19 protein-coding genes are annotated in these 18869 nt (G+C 64.4%); 14 read left to right on the top strand and 5 right to left on the bottom strand.

Translation table 11 applies throughout. From position 1 onward, the window contains the following. Positions 1-38: 38 nt before the first annotated feature. Together ACTEK7_RS16590 and mddA are read right to left on the bottom strand one after the other, a co-directional pair. The gene (locus ACTEK7_RS16590) at positions 39-461 is read right to left on the bottom strand and encodes a GFA family protein (protein WP_036040263.1); all 423 of its coding nucleotides are present in this window, start codon (positions 459-461) and stop codon (positions 39-41) included. A gap of 88 nt (positions 462-549) precedes the next feature. Then, positions 550-1338 (bottom strand): methanethiol S-methyltransferase, encoded by a 789-nt coding sequence (gene mddA, locus ACTEK7_RS16585; RefSeq protein WP_225147415.1) that lies wholly within the window; start codon positions 1336-1338, stop codon positions 550-552. A gap of 133 nt (positions 1339-1471) precedes the next feature. Between mddA and ACTEK7_RS16580 the strand changes: the two genes are divergently transcribed. Further along, positions 1472-3019, top strand: a complete 1548-nt coding sequence (locus tag ACTEK7_RS16580; RefSeq protein WP_225147416.1) for a winged helix-turn-helix domain-containing protein — start codon at positions 1472-1474, stop codon at positions 3017-3019. 29 nt (positions 3020-3048) lie between these two features. Here the strand turns inward: ACTEK7_RS16580 and irr are convergent, their stop codons facing one another. Continuing rightward, positions 3049-3534, bottom strand: a complete 486-nt coding sequence (gene irr, locus ACTEK7_RS16575; protein WP_035996708.1) for a Fur family transcriptional regulator Irr — start codon at positions 3532-3534, stop codon at positions 3049-3051. Between the two features lie 180 nt (positions 3535-3714). Here irr and ACTEK7_RS16570 point away from each other — a divergent pair, with 180 nt between their 5' ends. The 8 genes from ACTEK7_RS16570 (at position 3715) to ACTEK7_RS16535 (ending at position 11304) form a co-directional block, all read left to right on the top strand. Further along, a complete protein-coding gene (locus ACTEK7_RS16570; protein WP_128265924.1) occupies positions 3715-4026 on the top strand; it encodes a hypothetical protein in 312 nt (103 codons plus the stop codon). Positions 4027-4327: 301 nt separating this feature from the next. Further along, on the top strand, positions 4328-5878 hold the full coding sequence (locus ACTEK7_RS16565) for an ABC transporter substrate-binding protein (RefSeq protein ID WP_035996790.1): 1551 nt from the start codon (positions 4328-4330) through the stop codon (positions 5876-5878). 197 nt (positions 5879-6075) lie between these two features. Next, on the top strand, positions 6076-7047 hold the full coding sequence (locus ACTEK7_RS16560) for an ABC transporter permease (RefSeq protein WP_225147417.1): 972 nt from the start codon (positions 6076-6078) through the stop codon (positions 7045-7047). Beyond that, on the top strand, positions 7044-7883 hold the full coding sequence (locus ACTEK7_RS16555) for an ABC transporter permease (protein ID WP_035996700.1): 840 nt from the start codon (positions 7044-7046) through the stop codon (positions 7881-7883). The genes ACTEK7_RS16560 and ACTEK7_RS16555 overlap by 4 nt, the downstream gene beginning before the upstream one ends. Positions 7884-7885: 2 nt before the next feature. Continuing rightward, entirely contained in the window at positions 7886-9505 is a 1620-nt protein-coding gene (locus ACTEK7_RS16550) for an ABC transporter ATP-binding protein (protein ID WP_225147418.1), read from the top strand. A 369-nt stretch (positions 9506-9874) separates the two neighbouring features. After that, a complete protein-coding gene (locus ACTEK7_RS16545; protein WP_192893053.1) occupies positions 9875-10051 on the top strand; it encodes a hypothetical protein in 177 nt (58 codons plus the stop codon). After that, complete coding sequence (locus ACTEK7_RS16540; protein ID WP_035996696.1) at positions 10048-10257, top strand: hypothetical protein; 210 nt, start codon at positions 10048-10050, stop codon at positions 10255-10257. The genes ACTEK7_RS16545 and ACTEK7_RS16540 overlap by 4 nt, the downstream gene beginning before the upstream one ends. Before the next feature lie 105 nt (positions 10258-10362). Then, positions 10363-11304, top strand: a complete 942-nt coding sequence (locus tag ACTEK7_RS16535) for an AEC family transporter (RefSeq protein WP_225147419.1) — start codon at positions 10363-10365, stop codon at positions 11302-11304. 32 nt (positions 11305-11336) lie between these two features. Here the strand turns inward: ACTEK7_RS16535 and ACTEK7_RS16530 are convergent, their stop codons facing one another. Further along, positions 11337-11621 carry a hypothetical protein gene (locus ACTEK7_RS16530; RefSeq protein ID WP_035996692.1) on the bottom strand — a complete coding sequence of 95 codons (285 nt, stop codon included), beginning with the start codon at positions 11619-11621 and terminating at the stop codon, positions 11337-11339. 189 nt (positions 11622-11810) lie between these two features. Between ACTEK7_RS16530 and ACTEK7_RS16525 the strand changes: the two genes are divergently transcribed. From ACTEK7_RS16525 to ACTEK7_RS16510, 4 genes are all read left to right on the top strand, one after another. Further along, on the top strand, positions 11811-12131 hold the full coding sequence (locus tag ACTEK7_RS16525; RefSeq protein WP_035996689.1) for a hypothetical protein: 321 nt from the start codon (positions 11811-11813) through the stop codon (positions 12129-12131). A 224-nt stretch (positions 12132-12355) separates the two neighbouring features. After that, a complete protein-coding gene (locus tag ACTEK7_RS16520) occupies positions 12356-13081 on the top strand; it encodes an outer membrane protein (RefSeq protein ID WP_035996788.1) in 726 nt (241 codons plus the stop codon). A gap of 161 nt (positions 13082-13242) precedes the next feature. After that, complete coding sequence (locus tag ACTEK7_RS16515) at positions 13243-15399, top strand: methyl-accepting chemotaxis protein (protein ID WP_225147420.1); 2157 nt, start codon at positions 13243-13245, stop codon at positions 15397-15399. 137 nt (positions 15400-15536) lie between these two features. Further along, positions 15537-16598 carry an MBL fold metallo-hydrolase gene (locus ACTEK7_RS16510; protein WP_035996672.1) on the top strand — a complete coding sequence of 354 codons (1062 nt, stop codon included), beginning with the start codon at positions 15537-15539 and terminating at the stop codon, positions 16596-16598. Positions 16599-16767: 169 nt separating this feature from the next. On the opposite strand, the gene aroQ is transcribed toward ACTEK7_RS16510, so the two are convergent. Next, positions 16768-17199 (bottom strand): type II 3-dehydroquinate dehydratase, encoded by a 432-nt coding sequence (gene aroQ, locus ACTEK7_RS16505; RefSeq protein ID WP_035996668.1) that lies wholly within the window; start codon positions 17197-17199, stop codon positions 16768-16770. 267 nt (positions 17200-17466) lie between these two features. Here aroQ and hemA point away from each other — a divergent pair, with 267 nt between their 5' ends. After that, complete coding sequence (hemA, locus tag ACTEK7_RS16500; RefSeq protein ID WP_035996665.1) at positions 17467-18696, top strand: 5-aminolevulinate synthase; 1230 nt, start codon at positions 17467-17469, stop codon at positions 18694-18696. Positions 18697-18869: the final 173 nt, after the last annotated feature.

The following is an 18869-nucleotide window of genomic DNA, read 5'->3' as shown; positions in this document are numbered from 1 at the left end:
CTCTGCCGCCCTCTCGAAAAAATGCCAAAGGCGCGCCGCTATTCCTGCATCATTTCGCCGCTTCCGCCGAACTCGGCGGGAAAATCCTTCAGCTTGGGCAGGCCATCGCGCATCGGCAGCACGGTCTCGGCATAGTTGACGTGGACGCCGGGCGTGAACGCGAGGGTGGGGATGGTGGCGGCGAAAACGTCGACCAGACCGAGCGGCGGATGGTTGGTCATGAGATGGCCACCGCACTTCCTGCAATATTTGCGCTGGCTGAGCGGCGTCTTGACGAAGGTCTCGACATTCTGAGCGCCTTCGGTGATGCGCACGGCTTCCGGCTTCCACAGGCTGAAGGCGTTGACCGGGCCGCCCGACCACGAGCGGCAGGAGCGGCAATGGCAATAGCCCATCGCCTCCGGCGCGCCCGTGACCTCGACCGTGACCGCGCCGCAGAAGCAGTTTCCGACATGTTTCATTTGGACGTCTCCCTTTTTCTGATGGATCGTTATCGCGCGTCGGCGCCCCGCGCGCCGTTTCGATTGGATGCGCTGGGCTTGACCTAGACTATACCGACCGGCGCCAGGGAATAAGCATGGAGACGCGTTGCTTGTACTGCCGGTACTCGTCGCCGAAGAGATCGACGAGATCGCTCTCCTCCAGCGCGATGCCGACGAAGATGTAGAGCGTGGTCACGGCCGCGAACAAGAGATGACCCGCGGTCATGACTGGCGCCGCCCAGAACGCGATGATGAAACCGAGATAGATCGGATGGCGGACGAATTTGTAGAGCAGCGGCGTCTTGAAACGCGGCGGCTGCATTTCCTTGCCGACGAGATGATTCGTCACCTGATGCAGGCCGAACAGTTCGAAATGGTTGATGATGAAGGTCGAGGTGAACACCAGCACCCAGCCAGCGAAGGACAATGTGACCAGTGTCACGGCAAGATCGGGGTTCTCGACCTCCCATATGACCGCGGGTAGCGGACGCCACTGCCAGAACAGCAGGAGCAATGACAGGCTCGCGAACAGCACATACGTGCTTCGCTCGACCGGCTTGGGGACGAACTGCGTCCACCAATCCTTGAATTGCCGGCGTGCCATCACGCTGTGTTGAACCGCGAACAGCGACATCAGCAGCAGATTGATGACGACCGCGCGAACGACGGGCGCTTCGGCACCGGTATCGATGGTCTTGGGCACCATCACCCCCATGACGAAGCCGATCGCGTAGAGAATGGTGACGAAAAACACGAGATACGCCGCAATTCCGTACAGAAAGGCGATGAACCTGAAAATACGAGAGCCCGTAACGTCCGGGCCGAGAGAATGAACCTGATGATCAATTTGGGTCATGAAACACTCCGTTGTGCCGAGGCATCGACACGGTTTGGTCTTCGCACCATGCCGGATCGGACGTCCCGCGGCTTTCGCGGACGATTGATTTTCGCCTGAGACGACTTTGATTTTTGCTTGAGACGACGAGAACGTGCGATTTCGCTTTGAAAACAACGTGCTGGACGGCGACCTCCGGGAGCTCAATTGCGACGGAAAACCCGTCCCGTTGCAGCCGCAGGTGTTCGATCTGCTGCTTTATCTGGTCACGCAACGGGCGCGTGTGGTCAGTAAGGATGACCTGATCAGCCAGGTCTGGAACGACCGCATCGTCTCGGATTCCGCCCTCAACAGCCGGATCAACGCCGCGCGCAAGGCGCTCGGCGACGACGGCGCGACCCAGCGCCTGATCAAGACCATTCCGCGCAAGGGCTTTCGGTTCGTCGGCGAGGTCCGAGAAGAGGTGGCGGCATCGCCCGCGCGGACCGAAGCCAGGCTCGCTCCCCCGCGCATGGCGGACCGCCCGGCGGTCGCGGTGCTCGCCTTCGAGAACAAGAGCGGGGATCCCGAGCAGGACTATTTCGGCGACGGGATCAGCGAGGACATCCTCACCGCGCTGTCGAAGCAGCGCTGGTTTATGGTGATCGCCCGCAACTCCTCCTTCACTTACAAGGGACGCGCGGTCCATATCAGGCAGATCGCCGAGGAGCTCGGCGTCCGCTACATCGTCGAAGGCAGCGTGCGCAAGACGGACAACCGGGTGCGCATCACCGCGCAGCTCAACGACGCCGTGTCGGGCGGTCATCTCTGGGCCGAGCGCTATGACCGCGAGCTCGTCGACGTCTTCGCCGTGCAGGACGAGATCACCAACGCGATCGCCGCCGCGATCGAGCCGCAGATCCACGCCGCCGAGAATTTCCGCAGCCGTCGTAAGCCGCCGGCGAGCCTCGACGCCTGGGACCTGTTGATGCGCGCGCTGTCGCATTATTGGCGCGTGACCCGGCAGGACCATGCGGCCGCGAAGGCGCTGCTCGCGCGCGCGATCGCGATCGATCCGGATTACGGCCAGGCGTTGTCGGTGCTGGCCGTGAACGACATGTTCGGCGTGCATCTCGGCTGGACCGAGCTGGCCGCGGTTGCGCCGTCCGCGGAAGCCGCCGCGCTCAAAGCGGTGCGCTGCGACCATGAGGACGCCTGGGCACATGCCGCGCTCGGCAGCGTCTGCTTCTCGACCCGCAGGCTCCCAGACGCGCTGTCCGAGTTCGAGCAGGCGCTCGCGCTCAATCCGAACTTCTCACTGGCGCAGGGCTATTACGCGCTGGCACTGTCCTATGTCGGACGCTCGAACGACTCGTTCGAGGCCGCGCAAAAGGCGATCCGGTTGTCGCCGCGCGATCCGTCATTGGCGATCTATCACGGTATCGCCGCCTATGCGCGCTTCACCGAACGGCACTATGGCGAGGCCATCGCGCTGGCGCGCGAGGCGATCCGCCACCGCGGCGATCTTACCGGCGCATACCGCGTGCTCGCCGTCTCCGCCGGCATGACCGGCGATGGCACGCTTGCGGAAATGGCACTCGGAGAGCTCCGCCGCACCCAGCCGGGCATCTCGCTGCACTGGATCGCGACGCAGCTGCCGTGGGCCAGTGAGCGAGATCGCGAACACTATCTGGAGGGATTCCGCCGCGCAGGCTTGCAGTGAGGCGTCTTACCCTCCCTGCAGGGCAAGCGCTAGGTTCGCTTCCGGCGTAAATGGACGACGACGTCGAGCCGCGCGATCTCGTGGCCGGGAAGCGCCTCGGGCATCTTGGTGAAGGCGAGGCCCTCGGCCACGTCGACCAGCACGTCCTCGCCTTCGAGATAGAAGTGCGGATGCAGGGACGTGTCGGTGTCGAAGAACGACTTGATGCCGTCGGCCGCGATCCGGCGCAAGAGGCCCGCTTCGGTGAACTGGTTCAGCGTGTTGTAGACGGTGGCGAGCGACAGGTATGCGTTCGCAGCCATCGCTTCTGCGTAGAGACTTTCTGCGGTGACGTGACGATGGCCGCCCAGGAACAGCAGTCGGCCCAGCGCCACGCGCTGGCGTGTCGGGCGCAAGCCGGCATTGCCGAGCAATTGCAGGCAGTGCTGCACGCCCGCATCCGGCGACGGCTCAAGACCGGCGATATCGGGTCCGCCGTCGTCATCCGCAGGGATAGTCGTGGCCTGAATGTCCATCCATCGTCTCACGGCTCAAGCAAACGGGATGCGCAGCCGCGTCCCGCTACTTGCCATTCGATCGCAAAAGCGGCGGGCCGGCTTTGATCCGGATCAAATTTGGCGTCGATCGCCTCTGACCTGGCGCAAGGCGGGCCGGCTCATTCCCGGCCAGAATGCGCGGGCATAGATGAGGTTCGCATGTCCAAGCCGGTTCCCGACAAGGCAGAGGTCGCACTCGAATATCCCGACAAATTCTATGTCGGCACCTTCGAGCATTCGTCCCGCTTCGAGGCGAAGCTCGACGGCAGCGGCATTGCGCTGGTGCTGCAACATCCTGGTGCGGCCGATGAACGCAAATCGGTGCATCTGCACATCAACTTCGGCCTGCTGGCCGGAATCCTGCGGGAGCTCGCCCGCAGCGTCGCCGCGCTGCCCAAGGACGACATCGCGCACCGCGAGCAGCTTGCAGAGGCGCTCGACGAATTGCGGCGGGCGCTCGGCGCAAAATGACGGGCTGATGCTTTTGGTCGCAGGCGCGGACTTGTGCACTGCCCCGGCATGCTCTCATCACTTCTGAAGGCCGCCTGATCCCTCGGAGCTGGCCGATCTGCCGTGCCGTCGCACAGGCGGAGAAACAGGACGAGCTGTACATTTTTTGTGCGAGCACTGTCGCGACTTTCATCTTGCCGCGCCGAACGGGACTGTGTGAGCCTCGATGGCGGATGGGGACTGGGATGGACCGACCGTCGCTTTGCGCGCGAGGGCGCGTGCGAAGCGTTTCCGGCTGGTCTCGCTTGAGAAAGATTACGACATGCCAAAACGAGTGTTGCTTGGTCTCCTCCTGGCTTGCGGCCTTGCGGCCCCTGCGCTGGCGCAAGAGCCGAAGACGGGGGGTGTGATCAATGCCGTGATTCAGCCCGAGCCGCCCGGCCTGATGCTTGCACAGGTCCAGAACGGCCCGACCCAGATGGTCTCGGGCAACATCTTCGAAGGCCTCTTGCGCTACAGCCCCAAGCTCGATCCCCTGCCGGAGCTCGCCGAGAGCTGGAGCGTCAGCGAGGACGCGAAGACCTACATCTTCAAGCTGAAGAAGGGCGTGACCTGGCACGACGGCAAGCCCTTCACCGCCGCCGACGTGCTGTTCTCGATCGAGATGCTGAAGCAGACCCATGCGCGCGCCCGCACCAATTTGGCGCAGGTCGACAAGGTCGAGACGCCGGACGATCATACGGTGGTCTTCACGCTGAAGCAGCCGTTCGGCCCGTTCCTCGGCATCTTCGAGGTCGGCTCGATGCCGATGGTGCCGAAGCATCTCTATGCAGGCACCGACTGGAAGACCAACCCCTACAACAACGCACCCATCGGCACCGGCCCATTCATGTTCAAGGAATGGCAGAAGGGCTCGTTCATCCGCCTGGTCAAGAATCCGAACTACCACGAAAAGGGCAAGCCCCATCTCGACGAGATCTACTGGCAGATCATCCCGGACGCCGCCGCGCGCTCGGTGGCTTACGAGACCGGCAAGGTCGACGTGCTGCCCGGCGGCTCGGTCGAGAATTTCGACGTGCCGCGGCTGTCCAAGCTGAAGGACACCTGCGTCACCGGCGCCGGCTGGGAATTCTTCTCGCCGCTGGCCTGGCTGTGGCTGAACAACCGCCAGGGTCCGCTCGCCGACAAGCGGGTGCGGCAGGCGATCATGTATGCGGTCGACCGCGACTTCGCCAAGGACGTGATCTGGAACGGGCTCGGCAAGGTCGCCACCGGCCCGTCGGCCTCGACCATCAAGTTCTATACCGATGACGTGAAGAAATACCCCTACGATCCGGCCAAGGCCAAGGCACTGCTGAAGGAAGCCGGCTACAAGGGCGAAAAGATCCGCCTGCTGCCGCTCGCCTATGGCGAGACCTGGCAGCGCTGGGGCGAAGCCGTCAAGCAGAACCTCCAGGATGTCGGCATGACCATCGAGACGATCGCCACCGACGTCGCCGGCGGCAACCAGAAGATCGCCGAGTGGGATTACGACATCGCCTTTACCTATCTCTACCAGTACGGCGACCCCGCGCTCGGAGTGGGACGCAACTACATCTCCAGCAACATCGCCAAGGGCCAGATGTTCAACAACGTCGAGGGTTACTCCAACCCGGATATCGACAAGCTGTTCGCCGAGGGCGCGGTTGCAACGCCGGATTCCAAGCGCAAGGAGATCTACGAGAAGGCGCAGAAGATCCTGGTCGAGGACGTGCCGGTTGCCTGGATGCTCGAGCTGCAATTTCCGACCATCATGCGCTGCAAGGTCAAGAACCTGATCACCACGGGGATCGGGGTCAATGACGGCTTCAAGGACGCATGGCTCGACAAGTGAAGCCTCTTACCTCTCCCTTGCGGGGAGAGGTCGAATGTGCGCATAGCGCACATTCGGGTGAGGGGGAGTCTCCACGAGTCCAACTGCTGATACGCTCGCGGGAAGTCCCCCTCACCCCAACCCTCTCCCCGCAAGCGGGGCGAGGGAGTCACTCCGTCTCCGTGGCGCCAGGTCACATCACCAATATGACTCACTAGATGCTCTCCTTCGTTGCTCAGCGCGTCCTGAAGGGCGTGATCGTCCTGCTCGCGATCGTGGTCCTCAACTTCTTCCTTATCCGCCTGGCGCCCGGCGATCCCGCGATCGTGATGGCGGGCGAGGCCGGGGCCAGCGATCAGGTCTTCGTCAAGCAGCTCCGGGAGAAGTTCGGGCTCGACAAGCCGCTGCCCGAGCAGCTCTTCATCTACGTCAAGGGCGTCGCCAGCCTCGACCTCGGCTTTTCCTTCCGCCAGCAGGCTCCGGTCGCAAAACTGATCGGCGAGCGGCTGCCGGCGACGCTGTTGTTGACGCTGACCGCCTTCGCGATCTCGCTCACGCTCGGCATCCTGTTCGGCACCTTCGCCGCGCGCTTTGCCGGAACCTTTTTCGACACCGCCATCACCGTATTCGCGCTGATCTTCTACGCCATGCCGATCTTCTGGGTGGCGCTGATGGGCATCCTCCTGTTCTCGGTCACGATGGATTGGCTGCCGAGCTTCGGTTACGAGACGGTCGGGGCCAACCTCACCGGCCTTGCCCATGCGGTCGACGTCGCAAAGCACCTGATCATGCCGGCGATGACGCTCGGCCTGTTCTTCATGGCGACCTACACCCGCATGACGCGCGCCTCGATGCTGGAAGTGAAACGCCTCGACTTCGTCAAGACCGCGCGCGCCAAGGGGCTCTCCGACGCCGTGATCCAGCGCCGCCACGTGCTGCGCAACGCGCTGCTGCCGGTGGTGACGCTCGCCGGCGTGCATTCCGGCACGCTGATCGGCGGCGCCGTCATCACCGAGACCGTGTTCGCCTGGCCCGGCATCGGGCGGCTGATGTACGACGCGCTGCTGCAGCGGGACTACAATCTGCTGCTCGGCGTGTTCGTGATCTGCTCCGCCATGGTCCTCACCTTCAACCTCATCACCGACCTCGTCTATCGCCTGGTCGATCCGCGGATCGAATACGCCGCATGAAACAGTTCTGGAAATCGATGCTGAAGAGCCCGAGCGGCGTCATCGGGCTCGTCATCCTCCTGGTTGCAATCTCTGTCGCGGTGTTCGGACCGATGCTGTTCCCGAACTCGCCCTGGCGCATGGTGCAGCGGCCGTTCCTGCCGCCGTTCACGCTCGGGGCCGTGCCGCTCGGCACCGACGCGCTCGGCCGCGACATCTTCGCCGGCATGATTTTCGGCGCCCGCGTCTCGCTGCTGGTCGGTCTCGTCTCCACGCTGGCGGCGCTGATCGTGGGCGTGCCGATCGGCGCCATGGCCGGTTATTTCGGCGGCAAGGTCGACGACGCCCTGATGCGCTTCACCGAGTTCTTCCAGACCATTCCGAGCTTCGCGCTCGCGATCGTGCTGGTCGCGATCCTGCAGCCCTCGATCTATTCGATCGTCGCCTCGATCGCGGTGGTGAGCTGGCCGCCGGTCGCTCGCCTCGTTCGCGGCGAGGTGCTGTCGCTGCGCACGCGCGAATATGTCCAGGCCGCCGTCGTCACCGGCCAGAGCAACAGCTGGATCATCCTGCGCGAGATCCTGCCCAACGCGTTGTCACCCGTGATCGTGCTGGCCTCGTTGATGGTGGCCACCGCGATCCTGCTTGAATCCTCGCTGTCCTTCCTCGGCCTCGGCGATCCCAATCTGATCTCCTGGGGCTACATGGTCGGCGCCGGCCGCACCGTGATCCGGCAGGCCTGGTGGATCACCGTGTTTCCCGGCATCGCCATCCTGATCTCGGTGCTCGGGCTGAACCTGATCGGCGAAGGCCTCAACGATGCGCTCAATCCGCGCCTGTCGCGGGAGGGCCGCTGACGATGACCGCCCCGCCCGCCGTCTCCATCAGGAACTTGCGGATCGCGCTGCCCAAGGGCGCCGAGCGCCCCTTCGCGGTCGACGGTGTCTCGCTCGATCTGCAGCCCGGCAAGATCGTCTGCGTCGTCGGCGAGTCCGGTTCCGGCAAGTCGATGTGCGCGCATGCGCTGATGGGCCTGTTGCCGGATACGGTCTCGGTCACCTCCGGTGAAATCCAGTTCGAGGGCCGGGACTTGCTCAAGCTCGCTGACGACGGCTGGCGCGATCTGCGCGGCCGTCGGCTGGCGATGATCTTCCAGGAGCCGATGACCGCGCTCAATCCGTTGATGCGGATCGGCGACCAGATGGCGGAGATGTTCGAGGCGCACGGCCTGCTCACGCCGAAGGAGCGGCGGGCCAAGGCGCTGGCGCTGGCAAGCGAAGTCGGCCTGCCCGACCCTGAGCGTATCGTGCGCGCCTATCCGCACCAGCTCTCCGGCGGCCAGCGCCAGCGCGCCATGATCGCGATGGCGCTCGCGCTCGAGCCCGCGGTGCTGGTCGCGGACGAGCCGACCACCGCGCTCGACGTCACCACGCAGGCCCAGATCCTGAAGCTGATCCGCAACCTCCAGCGGAGCCGCAACATGGCGGTGATGTTCATCACCCATGATTTCGGCGTGGTCGCCGACATCGCCGACCAGGTCGTGGTGCTCCGCCACGGCAAGGTCGTGGAGGAAGGTCCGGCCGCGGCCATCTTCAACGAGCCGCAGCACGACTACACCAAGGCATTGCTTGCCGCCGTGCCCTCGATGGATCCGCCGCCGCGAGAGCCATTGGACGATCGGGCCAAGGCCGTCGAGGTGATCGGGCTGGACAAGACCTACGTCACGTCGGGCGGCTGGTTCCGCCAGGCCCGCCGCGTCGATGCGGCGCGCGCGGTCAACTTCAACATCCTCAAGGGCGAGACGCTCGGCCTCGTCGGTGAATCCGGCTCGGGCAAGTCGTCGGTAGCGCGCCTGGTGATGCGACTGATCGAAGCCGACCGCGGCACGGTGCGGATCGGCGAGACCGACCTGACCTCGCTTTCCGGCAAGGCGCTGCGCGGCGAGCGCCATCGCATCCAGATGATCTTCCAGGATCCGTTCGCCTCGCTCAATCCGCGCCGCAAAATCGGCCACATCATCGCCGACGGGCCGATCGCAGCCGGGACCGATCCGAAGGTGGCGTTCGACCGCGCCCGCGATCTCCTCAAGATGGTGGGCCTGGACGCCGGCGCGCTCGAGCGCTATCCGCATGAATTCTCGGGCGGCCAGCGCCAGCGCATCGGCATCGCCCGCGCGCTTGCGCTCGAGCCGGAGATCATCGTCGCGGACGAGGCCGTCTCCGCGCTCGACGTCTCGGTGCAGGCGCAGGTGTTGAAGCTGCTGGAAGATCTCAAGGCGCGCCTTGGCTTGTCGATGCTGTTCATCACCCACGATCTGCGCGTCGCGGCCCAGATCTGCGACCGTATCGCGGTGATGCAGCGCGGCGCCATCGTCGAGCTGAAGCCGACGGCGCAACTCTTCGCCGCGCCCGAGCACGCCTATACGCGCGAATTGCTCGCAGCCGTGCCCGGACGGAAGGAGCACGCGCCGGCGGCCTGAGGCGGCTCGTCCTCGTTCATTGATTTCCGTGATGGTTCCAAAAACTTGCACGCCGAGCGAGGCGAAACATATTCGATTCAGCGGCATTTGCTTTCGTGAGATCATCCTTGCTCATGTCGGCAAGGGGTGAGTTGACGCCATAGTCGCTCGTCGCGGCTGGCGCCGTACAACGAACGTGGTGTGATGGGCAGCTCAACAACCCAGCAAGCAAGACGCACCGGGATGCTGGGAACTGCGCAGCCTGGTCACGCGCTTTTTATCCGGTCGTGACCGGACCGGCCGCTTCAAAGCTTAAGGGCATGACCATAGATGACGTTTGAATGATCGACGTCATCTCATGACGGACTCACACTGATATTCGGAGCCAACATGGGCGAAGTTATTCGATTTGTCTCGAAGTCCGAGCGCGAGCGAACGCGTCTCATCCAGGAAGCGCGGGCGATCTACGACAGCATCTTCCCGCCGGTCGATCCGACGGACGAGGGCCAGGGAAAGCCGGCGATCCGTCGCCCGTTCATCGGCCGCGACGGAGGTAACGTATCGTGATCAAGATCATCGCCGTGCTTTGCAGCCTCGCCTCTCCCTCCAATTGTCACGAGCAGATCGTCACCACGTCGGACTTTGCGCAAATTTCGGTGCAGGCCTGCCTGATGGGCGCGCCGCAGCTTGCCGAATGGATGAACCAGCATCCGGCCGAGCGCCTGGCGGCCTGGCGCTGCGTGATCGGAGACCAGGGGCGCCGGGGAATCTAGCGAGGCGGATTCTCCTCCGACAAATCGAGGCGACCCACAAATCACGGAGTGACGCCAGTCCATTGCCGGTCTACCCTCCCTGTTCGAAAATGAGGGGGAAGCCGGATGGAGGTCGCCAGCCTCGTTCTTCCCGTATTCGCGATCATCGTCACCGGCTGTCTCGCCGGCGAGCTCGGCTATCTCTCGCGGGCGCTGGCCGATGCCCTGGTGCATTTCGCCTACAACGTGGCGATGCCGGCGCTGTTGATTGTCACGATCGCCCAGGAGCCGGCGCGCAATCTCCTGGAATGGCGTTTTCTGCTCGCCTTCGGCGGCGGCTCGCTGATCTGCTTCGCGCTCGTGTTCGTGCCGGTCCGCGCAGGCGGCAAACACGACCTCGCCAGCAGCACCATTCACGGGATGGCGGCGGCGATGACCAACACCGGGTTCGTCGCGCTGCCGATCCTGCATGCGATCTACGGCCAACCCGCCGTCCTGCCCGCGGCCGTCGCGACGGTGTTCGTGGCCGCGGTGATGTTTCCGATCACGGTGATCCTGCTGGAAAAGCGCGATGCACGCGGGGCCTCCGTGCGCTCTATGGGACTGGCAAAGCAGATCCTGCTCAATCCCATGGTGCTGTCGACGTTCATCGGCCTCACCTGGGCGGTGACGGGATTGCCGATTCCGGCACCGGTCGCGGCCTATCTCAACATGATCGCTGCCGCGCTCACGCCGTGCGCGCTGTTCGCCATCGGGCTCGGCCTGTCCATCGAGGGCTTGCGGTCCAACCTGAAAGCGTCGTTTGCGCTCGCCGCGGTGAAACTGGTGGTCATGCCGCTCATCGTCTACGGGCTTTGCGTCGTGATCGGCCTCACCCCTCTCTACACGGTTGCGGCAGTCATCTGCGCGGCCGTGCCGACGGCGAAAACCGTCTACGTCCTCGCACATGAACACAAGGTCGAGGAGAAGCTGGTTGCGGCCACGGTCTCGATCACGACGATGCTGTCGGTCGCGACATTGCTCATCGCGCTTTATCTGCTCTCGGGATCGGCGAGCGGCATGCGTTGATCCGCCAGTGGCCTCCACCTTGCCGGAGCCCTCTATCTCGTGGTGTTGCTCCAGGTGGGAGCCGAGTTGGTCACGCCGACCGAGGGCCAATTGTATGATCCGATCGACGGCGCGGTGACAGTGCCAACCGTCTGTCCCGACGATCCGTAGGCCGCCCTCGGTTGCGCGGCCGGCGCTCCGGCTCCGCCATAGGTCGGAGCCACCACACCAGTGCTGTATTGCCGGCTGGACCGGACCTTTTTCGCCTCAGCTGCGAATGGTGCGGCAAGCAGTCCCGTCGTGATCAGCGCGGAAATGGCGAGTCTGATGGTTTTCATGGCTGATCCCTTCACCCGTTGCGCGCCCCGATATGCCAAGTGTTCATGCATCGGCAAATTTCCATGGGTTCTCCCTTCATAACTCCGTGTGCGGACGAAGGTGCCGGAGCGCGGCGGACTCACACCGTCTTCGGATGGACCCGAATCAGCGCTAGTGCATTGCTTTCAGTGACTTCCCTGGACGCAAGCATGACCGGCGCCGAACTGAAGCAGCTTCGCAACGACCTCTCCGATGCCCTCGAGCGCAAGCTCAGCGCGGCCGACATGGCCAAGCTTTGCGGACTGCCGGAAAGAGGCGGCGCCGACACCATCCGGCGCTGGGAGGTCAGCGGCCCGACGCCGGAGGGGACCAGGATACTGCGCGTGCTCGCGATGGCGAGCGAGCGCTATCCGATCCTGGAGAAGTTCGACATCTTCGATCGACACGACGTGCGTGAGGAAGACAGGCCGGCAAAGCGCGCCGCCTTTCGCGCGCAGATGCGCGATGAGGCACGGCGGCGTCTTGGTTAACGCAAGGCGCGCGCAAGTTACCGACCGAGTGCGCCGTTAAGCCTTCCTTCACCACTTCTTAAGTTGCCATTAAGCACGAAAATCATTTACGGCCCAACAAGTTACGTTGGCCGTCGCTGTGCCACGGATGTGACAGCATTTTCGTCAAAAGCGAGCTATCTGCAAAACCAATGCGGCGCAGAAAACGCGCCTGCCGGGGACCTTACGTGTTGGAGTTCAAGACGATGAAGAAGATTCTGTTTGCGACCGTGGCGCTGCTCGTGTTGGGCGCGGCTGCGCCGGCCGTCGGTGCCGATCTCGGCAACCGCAATTATTACAAGACGCCCGCACCGGCCTACGCCGCGCCGATCTACAATTGGACGGGCTTCTATCTCGGCGCCCATGTCGGCGGCGCGTTCTCCAGCGACAACAATTTCAATGGCCTTTCCACCGGCAACAACGGCAACGGCCGCTTCCTCGGCGGCGTGCAGGTCGGTGCGGACTGGCAGTTCCACCCGAACTTCGTGGTCGGCGTCGAAGGCCAGTATTCCTGGCTCTCCGGCAGCGTCGGCGCCGTGTTCCCGGGCGGCATCGCCTACACCAACGACCAGCGCGGCCTCGGCTCGATCACGGGCCGCGTCGGCTACACCTGGGGTCCCGGCCTGGTCTATGTGAAGGGCGGCTACGCCTATTCGGACAACAACGAGAGGGTCACCGTCGGCGGCGTGCCGGCCGCCTTCGTCATCACCGGCGATCACCGCAACGGCTACACCGTCGGCGCCGGCCTCGAATACATGTTCGCCCCGAACTGGTCGGCCAAGGCCGAGTACCAGTACTACAATTTCGGCGACGCCAGCTTCACCGCCGGTCCGCTCGCCGGCACCGGCGCCTTCACCACCGACGACCATACCTTCAAGGCGGGCGTCAACTACCGCTTCAACTGGGCGAGCCCGGCCATGGCGCGCTACTGATCGGTTACCAGGACCTTATCAAGATGAAGGGGCCGGCCTCGTTGCCGGCCCCTCTTTTTTCGCTCTGCGGAACAACGTCAACCGATTGGGCTCATTGCGATTCCTTAACCGGTGCTGCCGATACTGCAGCCACAAATAGAAGAACATTGGGGGAATTTTCGATGCCGATCCGTTTGGGCCTTGGCCGCTTCCTTGGCAGTTTCCGTCCGCGTTTCAAAATGCCCAAATGGGGCGTGCGCGGCAGCCTGTTCGCGGCGTTTGCCGTCATCGCGGGCATGGGCCTCGTGATCGCGGCCGGCGCCGGCCTTGCGCTGCAGAATCTCGGCGGACGCATGACTGAACTGAGCGGACGGGACATTCCGCGCCTTTCCGCCAGCCTGCAATTGTCGGCGCTGAGTGCGAGCCTCGCGGCGCAGGGACCGGCCCTGCTTGCGGCGCAGAGCGAGGACGCCTTGACCGAACGTACCAAGAAGCTCAGGGAATTACAGGAGCAGACGCAGCAGAAGCTCAACGAGATCATCGATCTCGGCGGCGACAAGAGCGTCGTCTCCGGGCTCAGCGAGACGATGAAGAGCATCAACGAGGCGGCTCAGAGCCTGACGAAAGCCGCCCGCGAACGGCTCGACATCGCGGCGCTGCACGACAAGCAATATGACGCGCTTCGCGCCGCGCAGGGCGCGTTCGTCGGCGCAGCGAGTCCGGCGATGCTGGACGCGCAGACCCGCGTCAATGCCATTCTCGGTTCAGCCGACCTGTCAGCCGCAGACGCGACCGACGCCGCGCAGACCGTCGGTCAGCTCGGCAACGTCGTCGCCAGCGGTAATCTCGCCGCCGCCAACATGAGCGCGGCGCTGTCGGCGAACACCAGCGACAAGCTCGATGACATCCAGAAGGAATTCAAGACGGCGCAGGGGCGCCTGCGGTCGAACCTCGATCTGTTGCCGGACAACCAGGGCAACAAGATGCTGCGCGACACCGCGGAAAAGCTGCTCGCGCTCGGCACCGGCAAGACCGGCGTGTTCAATCTGCGCGAGAAAGAGCTCGACTCCATCGACTACGGCCAGACCATCCTGGACGAGACCCGCAAGCTCAATGTCGGGCTCGGCATCAGCGTGCAGCAGCTCGTCGACGGCGTGCAGAAAGAGACCAACACCTCGACCTTCCAGGCGCGGCAGGAGATTTCGCTCGCGACGTCGGTCATGCTGGGCTTGGGCGCGCTGATGCTGGTCGGCTCGGCGCTGTTCGTCTGGCTCTATGTCGGCCGCAACATCCTGCGCCGGATCGGCGCCTTGCATCAGTCGATGCAGTTGCTCGCGAACGGCGATCTCGAAACCGAGATCTACCGCTCGAAGAACCACAACGACGAAATCTCCGTCATGGCGAACACGCTGCAGGTGTTCCGGGAGAGCATGATCGAGACCCGCGCGCTGACCAGCGAGCAGGACAAGGACCGTATCGCCAAGGCCGAGCGCGCCGCGCGCATGGAGGCGAAGATCGCCCAGTTCGAAAGCACGGTGCGCTCCGCGCTCGACAATCTGGCCCAATCGGCCAATTCGATGCAATCGACCGCGCAGAGCATGTCGAACACCGCCGACCAGTCCAACGCGCTGGTCAACGCGGTCGCCTCCGCCGCGGAGGAGACGTCGGTCAACGTGCAGACCGTCTCGGCCGGCACCGAGCAGCTGTCCTCCTCGATCCAGGAGATCAGCCGTCAGGTCGTGACCTCCGCCGAGATCGCCAAAAAGGCGGTCGACGAAGCGGGAGCGACCGACGCCACGGTGCAGAGCCTTGCCGACAGCGCGAGCCGCATCAGCGTCGTCGTCGACCTGATCCAGACCATCGCCTCGCAGACCAATCTGCTCGCGCTCAACGCCACCATCGAGGCGGCACGTGCCGGCGAGGCCGGCCGCGGCTTCGCGGTGGTTGCCTCCGAGGTGAAGAGCCTGGCGAGCCAGACCGCCAAGGCGACCGACGAGATCCGCACCCAGATCGCCAGCATGCAGTCAGTCACGACCTCCGCGGTCGGCGCCATCCAGGGCATCGGCCGGATCATCGGCGAGATCAACGACGTCACCACCACGATCGCAGCAGCGGTCGAGGAGCAGGGCGCCGCGACGCGCGAAATCGCCCGCAACATCCAGCATGCCGCCGGCGGCACCAGCGAGGTCTCCAGCAACATCGTCGGCGTCTCCACCGCGTCCGCCGAAGCCGGCGCTGCGGCCACCGAGGTGCTGGGCGCCTCGGACGCGCTGCGCCGCGAGGCCGATATGCTGCGCGGGGAGATCGACGCCTTCCTCAACGACATGCGGGCGGCGTAAGGCCCTGTCCTGTAGCCTGGATGGAGCGTAGCGCAATCCGGGCTACGGAAAACTGCCTCGGTATGACCGCCATGCTGTCGCCGCCCAGCATCCTTTTTCGGCTGGCGCCCCGCGCGCGCTGGGTTTAAGCCGATAGCATGAGCTCGAAAACCGACACCCCGCAGTCCTCGGCCGAGGCCCTGCGCTACCCCTGGGAACAGCATCCCGGCCCCGAACAGGTGGTCGAGGTGCGGCCCGGCGTGTTGTGGGCGCGGCTGAAGCTGCCGTTCCGCCTCAACCACGTGAACATCTACCTGCTCGCCGATGGCGACGGCTATGCGATGATCGATGCCGGCTTCGGCAACGAGGAGACGATCGAGGCCTGGACGAAGCTGTTCGACGGACCGCTGAAAGGCGTCAACATCACGCGCCTGATCGTCACCCACTCCCACCCGGATCATGTCGGTCTCGCCGGTTGGATCGTCGAGCGGTTCGGCTGCCCGCTGGTGATGTCGCAGGTCGAATATCTGCAATCGGTCTATCACCAGAACCGCGGCACCGAGGAGCGGCGCGAGGCGCAGCGGCTGTTCTTCCGCCGCCATGGCATGGACGAGTCGCTCACCGAAAAGCTGCTCGGCCGCGGCCAGGACTATCTGAAGCGCGTCTCGGTGCTGCCGCCGTCCTACCGCCGCATCTCGCATGGCGACGACGTCGTGATCGGCACGCGCCGCTTCAAGGTCATCACCGGCGGCGGCCACGCCCTCGACCAGGTGATGCTGTATTGCGCCGACGACAAGCTGTTCCTCTCCGCCGACCAGGTGCTGAGCAAGATCTCGCCGAATGTCAGCGTCTGGGCGGTCGAGCCCGACCAGAATTCGCTCGGCGAATATCTGGCCTCGCTCGCCAGCCTCACCACGACGCTGCCCTATGACGTGCTGGTGCTGCCTGGCCATGGCGTGCCGTTCTACGGATTGAAGACCCGCATCAAGCAGCTCGCCGACCACCATGAAGAGCGCTGCCGATTGATCGCGGAAGCCTGCCGTGAGGTGCCGCAAACCTCGCGCGCTCTGGTGCCCGTGGTGTTCAACAAGCACGTGCTGGACGAGCACCAGATGGGCTTTGCCGCCGGCGAGCTCGTCGCCCACGTCAACTACATGATCGTCGAGGGCCGCCTCACGCCCGAGATGCAGGACGGCGTGCTGCAGTTTCGGACGACGTGAGTTATTCGCCTCTCCCCGCCTGCGGGGAGAGGCCGACACGCGAAGCGTGGCGGGTGAGGGGAGTCTCCGCGAGTCCAACTCTCACCATCATTGCCGAAACAGCCCCTCACCCCAACCCTCTCCCCGTAAGAACGGGGCGAGGGAGCAGACCTCCGGCGCGGCTGGCGCCTCACTTCATATTCGCGATCGCGTGCAGCGCCGCGATGTAGCCGAACGGCCCGAGCCCGCAGATCACGCCGGTCGCCACGAACGAGATCTTGGAATGCCGGTGATATTCGTCACGGGCGTGGATGTTGGAGATGTGCACCTCCAGCACCGGGCCCTCGAACGTCTTGATCGCGTCCATGATCGAGACCGAGGTGAAGGAGAGGCCGGCCGGATTGATGACGATGGCCTCGGCGTCCTGCCGCGCCGACTGGATCAGATCAACCAGCACGCCCTCGTGGTTGGACTGGTGGAAGGCGAGCTTGAGGCCGAGCCTGGCGGCTGCGTCCTCGCAGCTCGCGTTGACCTCCGCCAGCGTCGTCGTGCCGTAGATGTGCGGCTCGCGGATGCCGAGCATGTTGAGGTTGGGACCGTTGAGGATCATCACGCGCTTCATGGAAGGGTCCTTTCGAGAGCTTGGTTGAGCAAGGAAAGCGCGCGCCGGGCCGCGACGGAAGACCATAGGCTGGGTCGCCCCGGCAGATGGTGCAGAGCAGCATTATATGTCGCGCAGGATTGATCGGGATCAAACTGAGACGCGCCGGATAGGGCATTTTGCCCAAATGCCCCACAGATCCAAATGTGGGATAGCGCATAGACATTGGAGCTGGAAAAGCTCTAAGTAGACCCGTCCCCTTGGTCAGGTTCCGTTGCAGGTTTGCCGATGGATTACGCCCAATTCTTCGATTCCGCCCTCGATCGTCTCCACACCGAGCGGCGTTATCGCGTGTTCGCCGACCTCGAACGCACGGCCGGCCGGTTCCCGCATGCGGTCTGGCACTCGCCCAAGGGCAAGCGCGACGTCGTGATCTGGTGCTCCAACGACTATCTCGGCATGGGCCAGCATCCGAAGGTGGTCGGCGCCATGGTCGAGACTGCCACGCGCGTCGGCACCGGCGCCGGCGGCACCCGCAACATCGCCGGCACGCATCATCCGCTGGTGCAGCTCGAAGCCGAGCTCGCCGATCTCCACGGCAAGGAAGCCGCGCTGCTGTTCACCTCGGGCTATGTCTCGAACCAGACCGGCATCCCGACCATCGCAAAGCTCATTCCGAACTGCCTGATCCTGTCGGACGAGCTCAACCACAATTCGATGATCGAGGGCATCCGCCAGTCCGGCTGCGAGCGGATCGTGTTCCGCCACAACGACGTTGCGCATCTCGAAGAGCTGTTGAAAGCGGCCGGTCCCGATCGGCCGAAGCTGATCGTCTGCGAGAGTCTCTATTCCATGGACGGCGATGTCGCGCCGCTCGCCAGGATCTGCGATCTCGCCGAGAAATATGGCGCGATGACCTATGTCGACGAAGTCCACGCCGTCGGCATGTACGGCCCGCGCGGCGGCGGCATCGCCGAGCGCGACGGCGTGATGCATCGCATCGACATTCTCGAGGGCACGCTGGCCAAAGCGTTCGGCTGTCTCGGCGGCTACATCGCCGCCAACGGCCAGATCATCGACGCCGTGCGCTCCTATGCGCCGGGCTTCATCTTCACCACCGCGCTGCCGCCGGCGGTCTGCTCGGCCGCGACCGCCGCGATCAGGCACCTGAAGACGTCGAGCTGGGAGCGCGAGCGCCACCAGGACCGTGCCGCCCGGGTCAAGGCGATCCTCAATGCCGCCGGCCTGCCGGTGATGTCGAGCGACACACACATCGTACCGCTGTTCGTCGGCGATCCCGAGAAGTGCAAGCAGGCTTCCGACCTGCTGCTCGAACAGCACGGGATCTACATCCAGCCGATCAACTATCCGACCGTCGCCAAGGGCACCGAGCGCCTGCGCATCACGCCCTCGCCCTATCACGACGACGGCCTGATCGATCAGCTCGCCGAAGCGCTGCTGCAAGTGTGGGACCGCCTCGGCCTGCCGCTGCGCGCGAAGTCGCTGGCCGCGGAATAGGCCTCTTTTACCCTCCCCTGGAGGGTAAGAGCGGGCGGACAGCTCGCCCCACCGCTTAACGACGCCGGCAGTTCCTACCGCCGCACGGCATTTCGCTGTCGCTTGCGTCCGCTCAACGCGCTAGGTTTGCAAGGAAAATGAGCTCGGGCGCCGCCGGCGCCCAGGGAGAGAGC

The organism is Bradyrhizobium sp. JHI2711 (genome assembly GCF_056156565.1).
Note: the sequence above shows the minus strand (reverse complement) of the source record. Positions and strands in the feature narration are given on the sequence as shown.

What these genes read in the sequence shown, in the direction of transcription:
- ACTEK7_RS16590 (WP_036040263.1), bottom strand. Translation starts at nt 461, where the DNA reads ATGAAACATGTCGGAAACTGCTTCTGCGGCGCGGTCACGGTCGAGGTC.
- mddA (WP_225147415.1), bottom strand. Translation starts at nt 1,338, where the DNA reads ATGACCCAAATTGATCATCAGGTTCATTCTCTCGGCCCGGACGTTACG.
- irr (WP_035996708.1), bottom strand. Translation starts at nt 3,534, where the DNA reads ATGGACATTCAGGCCACGACTATCCCTGCGGATGACGACGGCGGACCC.
- ACTEK7_RS16570 (WP_128265924.1), top strand. Translation starts at nt 3,715, where the DNA reads ATGTCCAAGCCGGTTCCCGACAAGGCAGAGGTCGCACTCGAATATCCC.
- ACTEK7_RS16565 (WP_035996790.1), top strand. Translation starts at nt 4,328, where the DNA reads ATGCCAAAACGAGTGTTGCTTGGTCTCCTCCTGGCTTGCGGCCTTGCG.
- ACTEK7_RS16560 (WP_225147417.1), top strand. Translation starts at nt 6,076, where the DNA reads ATGCTCTCCTTCGTTGCTCAGCGCGTCCTGAAGGGCGTGATCGTCCTG.
- ACTEK7_RS16555 (WP_035996700.1), top strand. Translation starts at nt 7,044, where the DNA reads ATGAAACAGTTCTGGAAATCGATGCTGAAGAGCCCGAGCGGCGTCATC.
- ACTEK7_RS16550 (WP_225147418.1), top strand. Translation starts at nt 7,886, where the DNA reads ATGACCGCCCCGCCCGCCGTCTCCATCAGGAACTTGCGGATCGCGCTG.
- ACTEK7_RS16545 (WP_192893053.1), top strand. Translation starts at nt 9,875, where the DNA reads ATGGGCGAAGTTATTCGATTTGTCTCGAAGTCCGAGCGCGAGCGAACG.
- ACTEK7_RS16535 (WP_225147419.1), top strand. Translation starts at nt 10,363, where the DNA reads ATGGAGGTCGCCAGCCTCGTTCTTCCCGTATTCGCGATCATCGTCACC.
- ACTEK7_RS16530 (WP_035996692.1), bottom strand. Translation starts at nt 11,621, where the DNA reads ATGAAAACCATCAGACTCGCCATTTCCGCGCTGATCACGACGGGACTG.
- ACTEK7_RS16525 (WP_035996689.1), top strand. Translation starts at nt 11,811, where the DNA reads ATGACCGGCGCCGAACTGAAGCAGCTTCGCAACGACCTCTCCGATGCC.
- ACTEK7_RS16520 (WP_035996788.1), top strand. Translation starts at nt 12,356, where the DNA reads ATGAAGAAGATTCTGTTTGCGACCGTGGCGCTGCTCGTGTTGGGCGCG.
- ACTEK7_RS16515 (WP_225147420.1), top strand. Translation starts at nt 13,243, where the DNA reads ATGCCGATCCGTTTGGGCCTTGGCCGCTTCCTTGGCAGTTTCCGTCCG.
- ACTEK7_RS16510 (WP_035996672.1), top strand. Translation starts at nt 15,537, where the DNA reads ATGAGCTCGAAAACCGACACCCCGCAGTCCTCGGCCGAGGCCCTGCGC.
- aroQ (WP_035996668.1), bottom strand. Translation starts at nt 17,199, where the DNA reads ATGAAGCGCGTGATGATCCTCAACGGTCCCAACCTCAACATGCTCGGC.
- hemA (WP_035996665.1), top strand. Translation starts at nt 17,467, where the DNA reads ATGGATTACGCCCAATTCTTCGATTCCGCCCTCGATCGTCTCCACACC.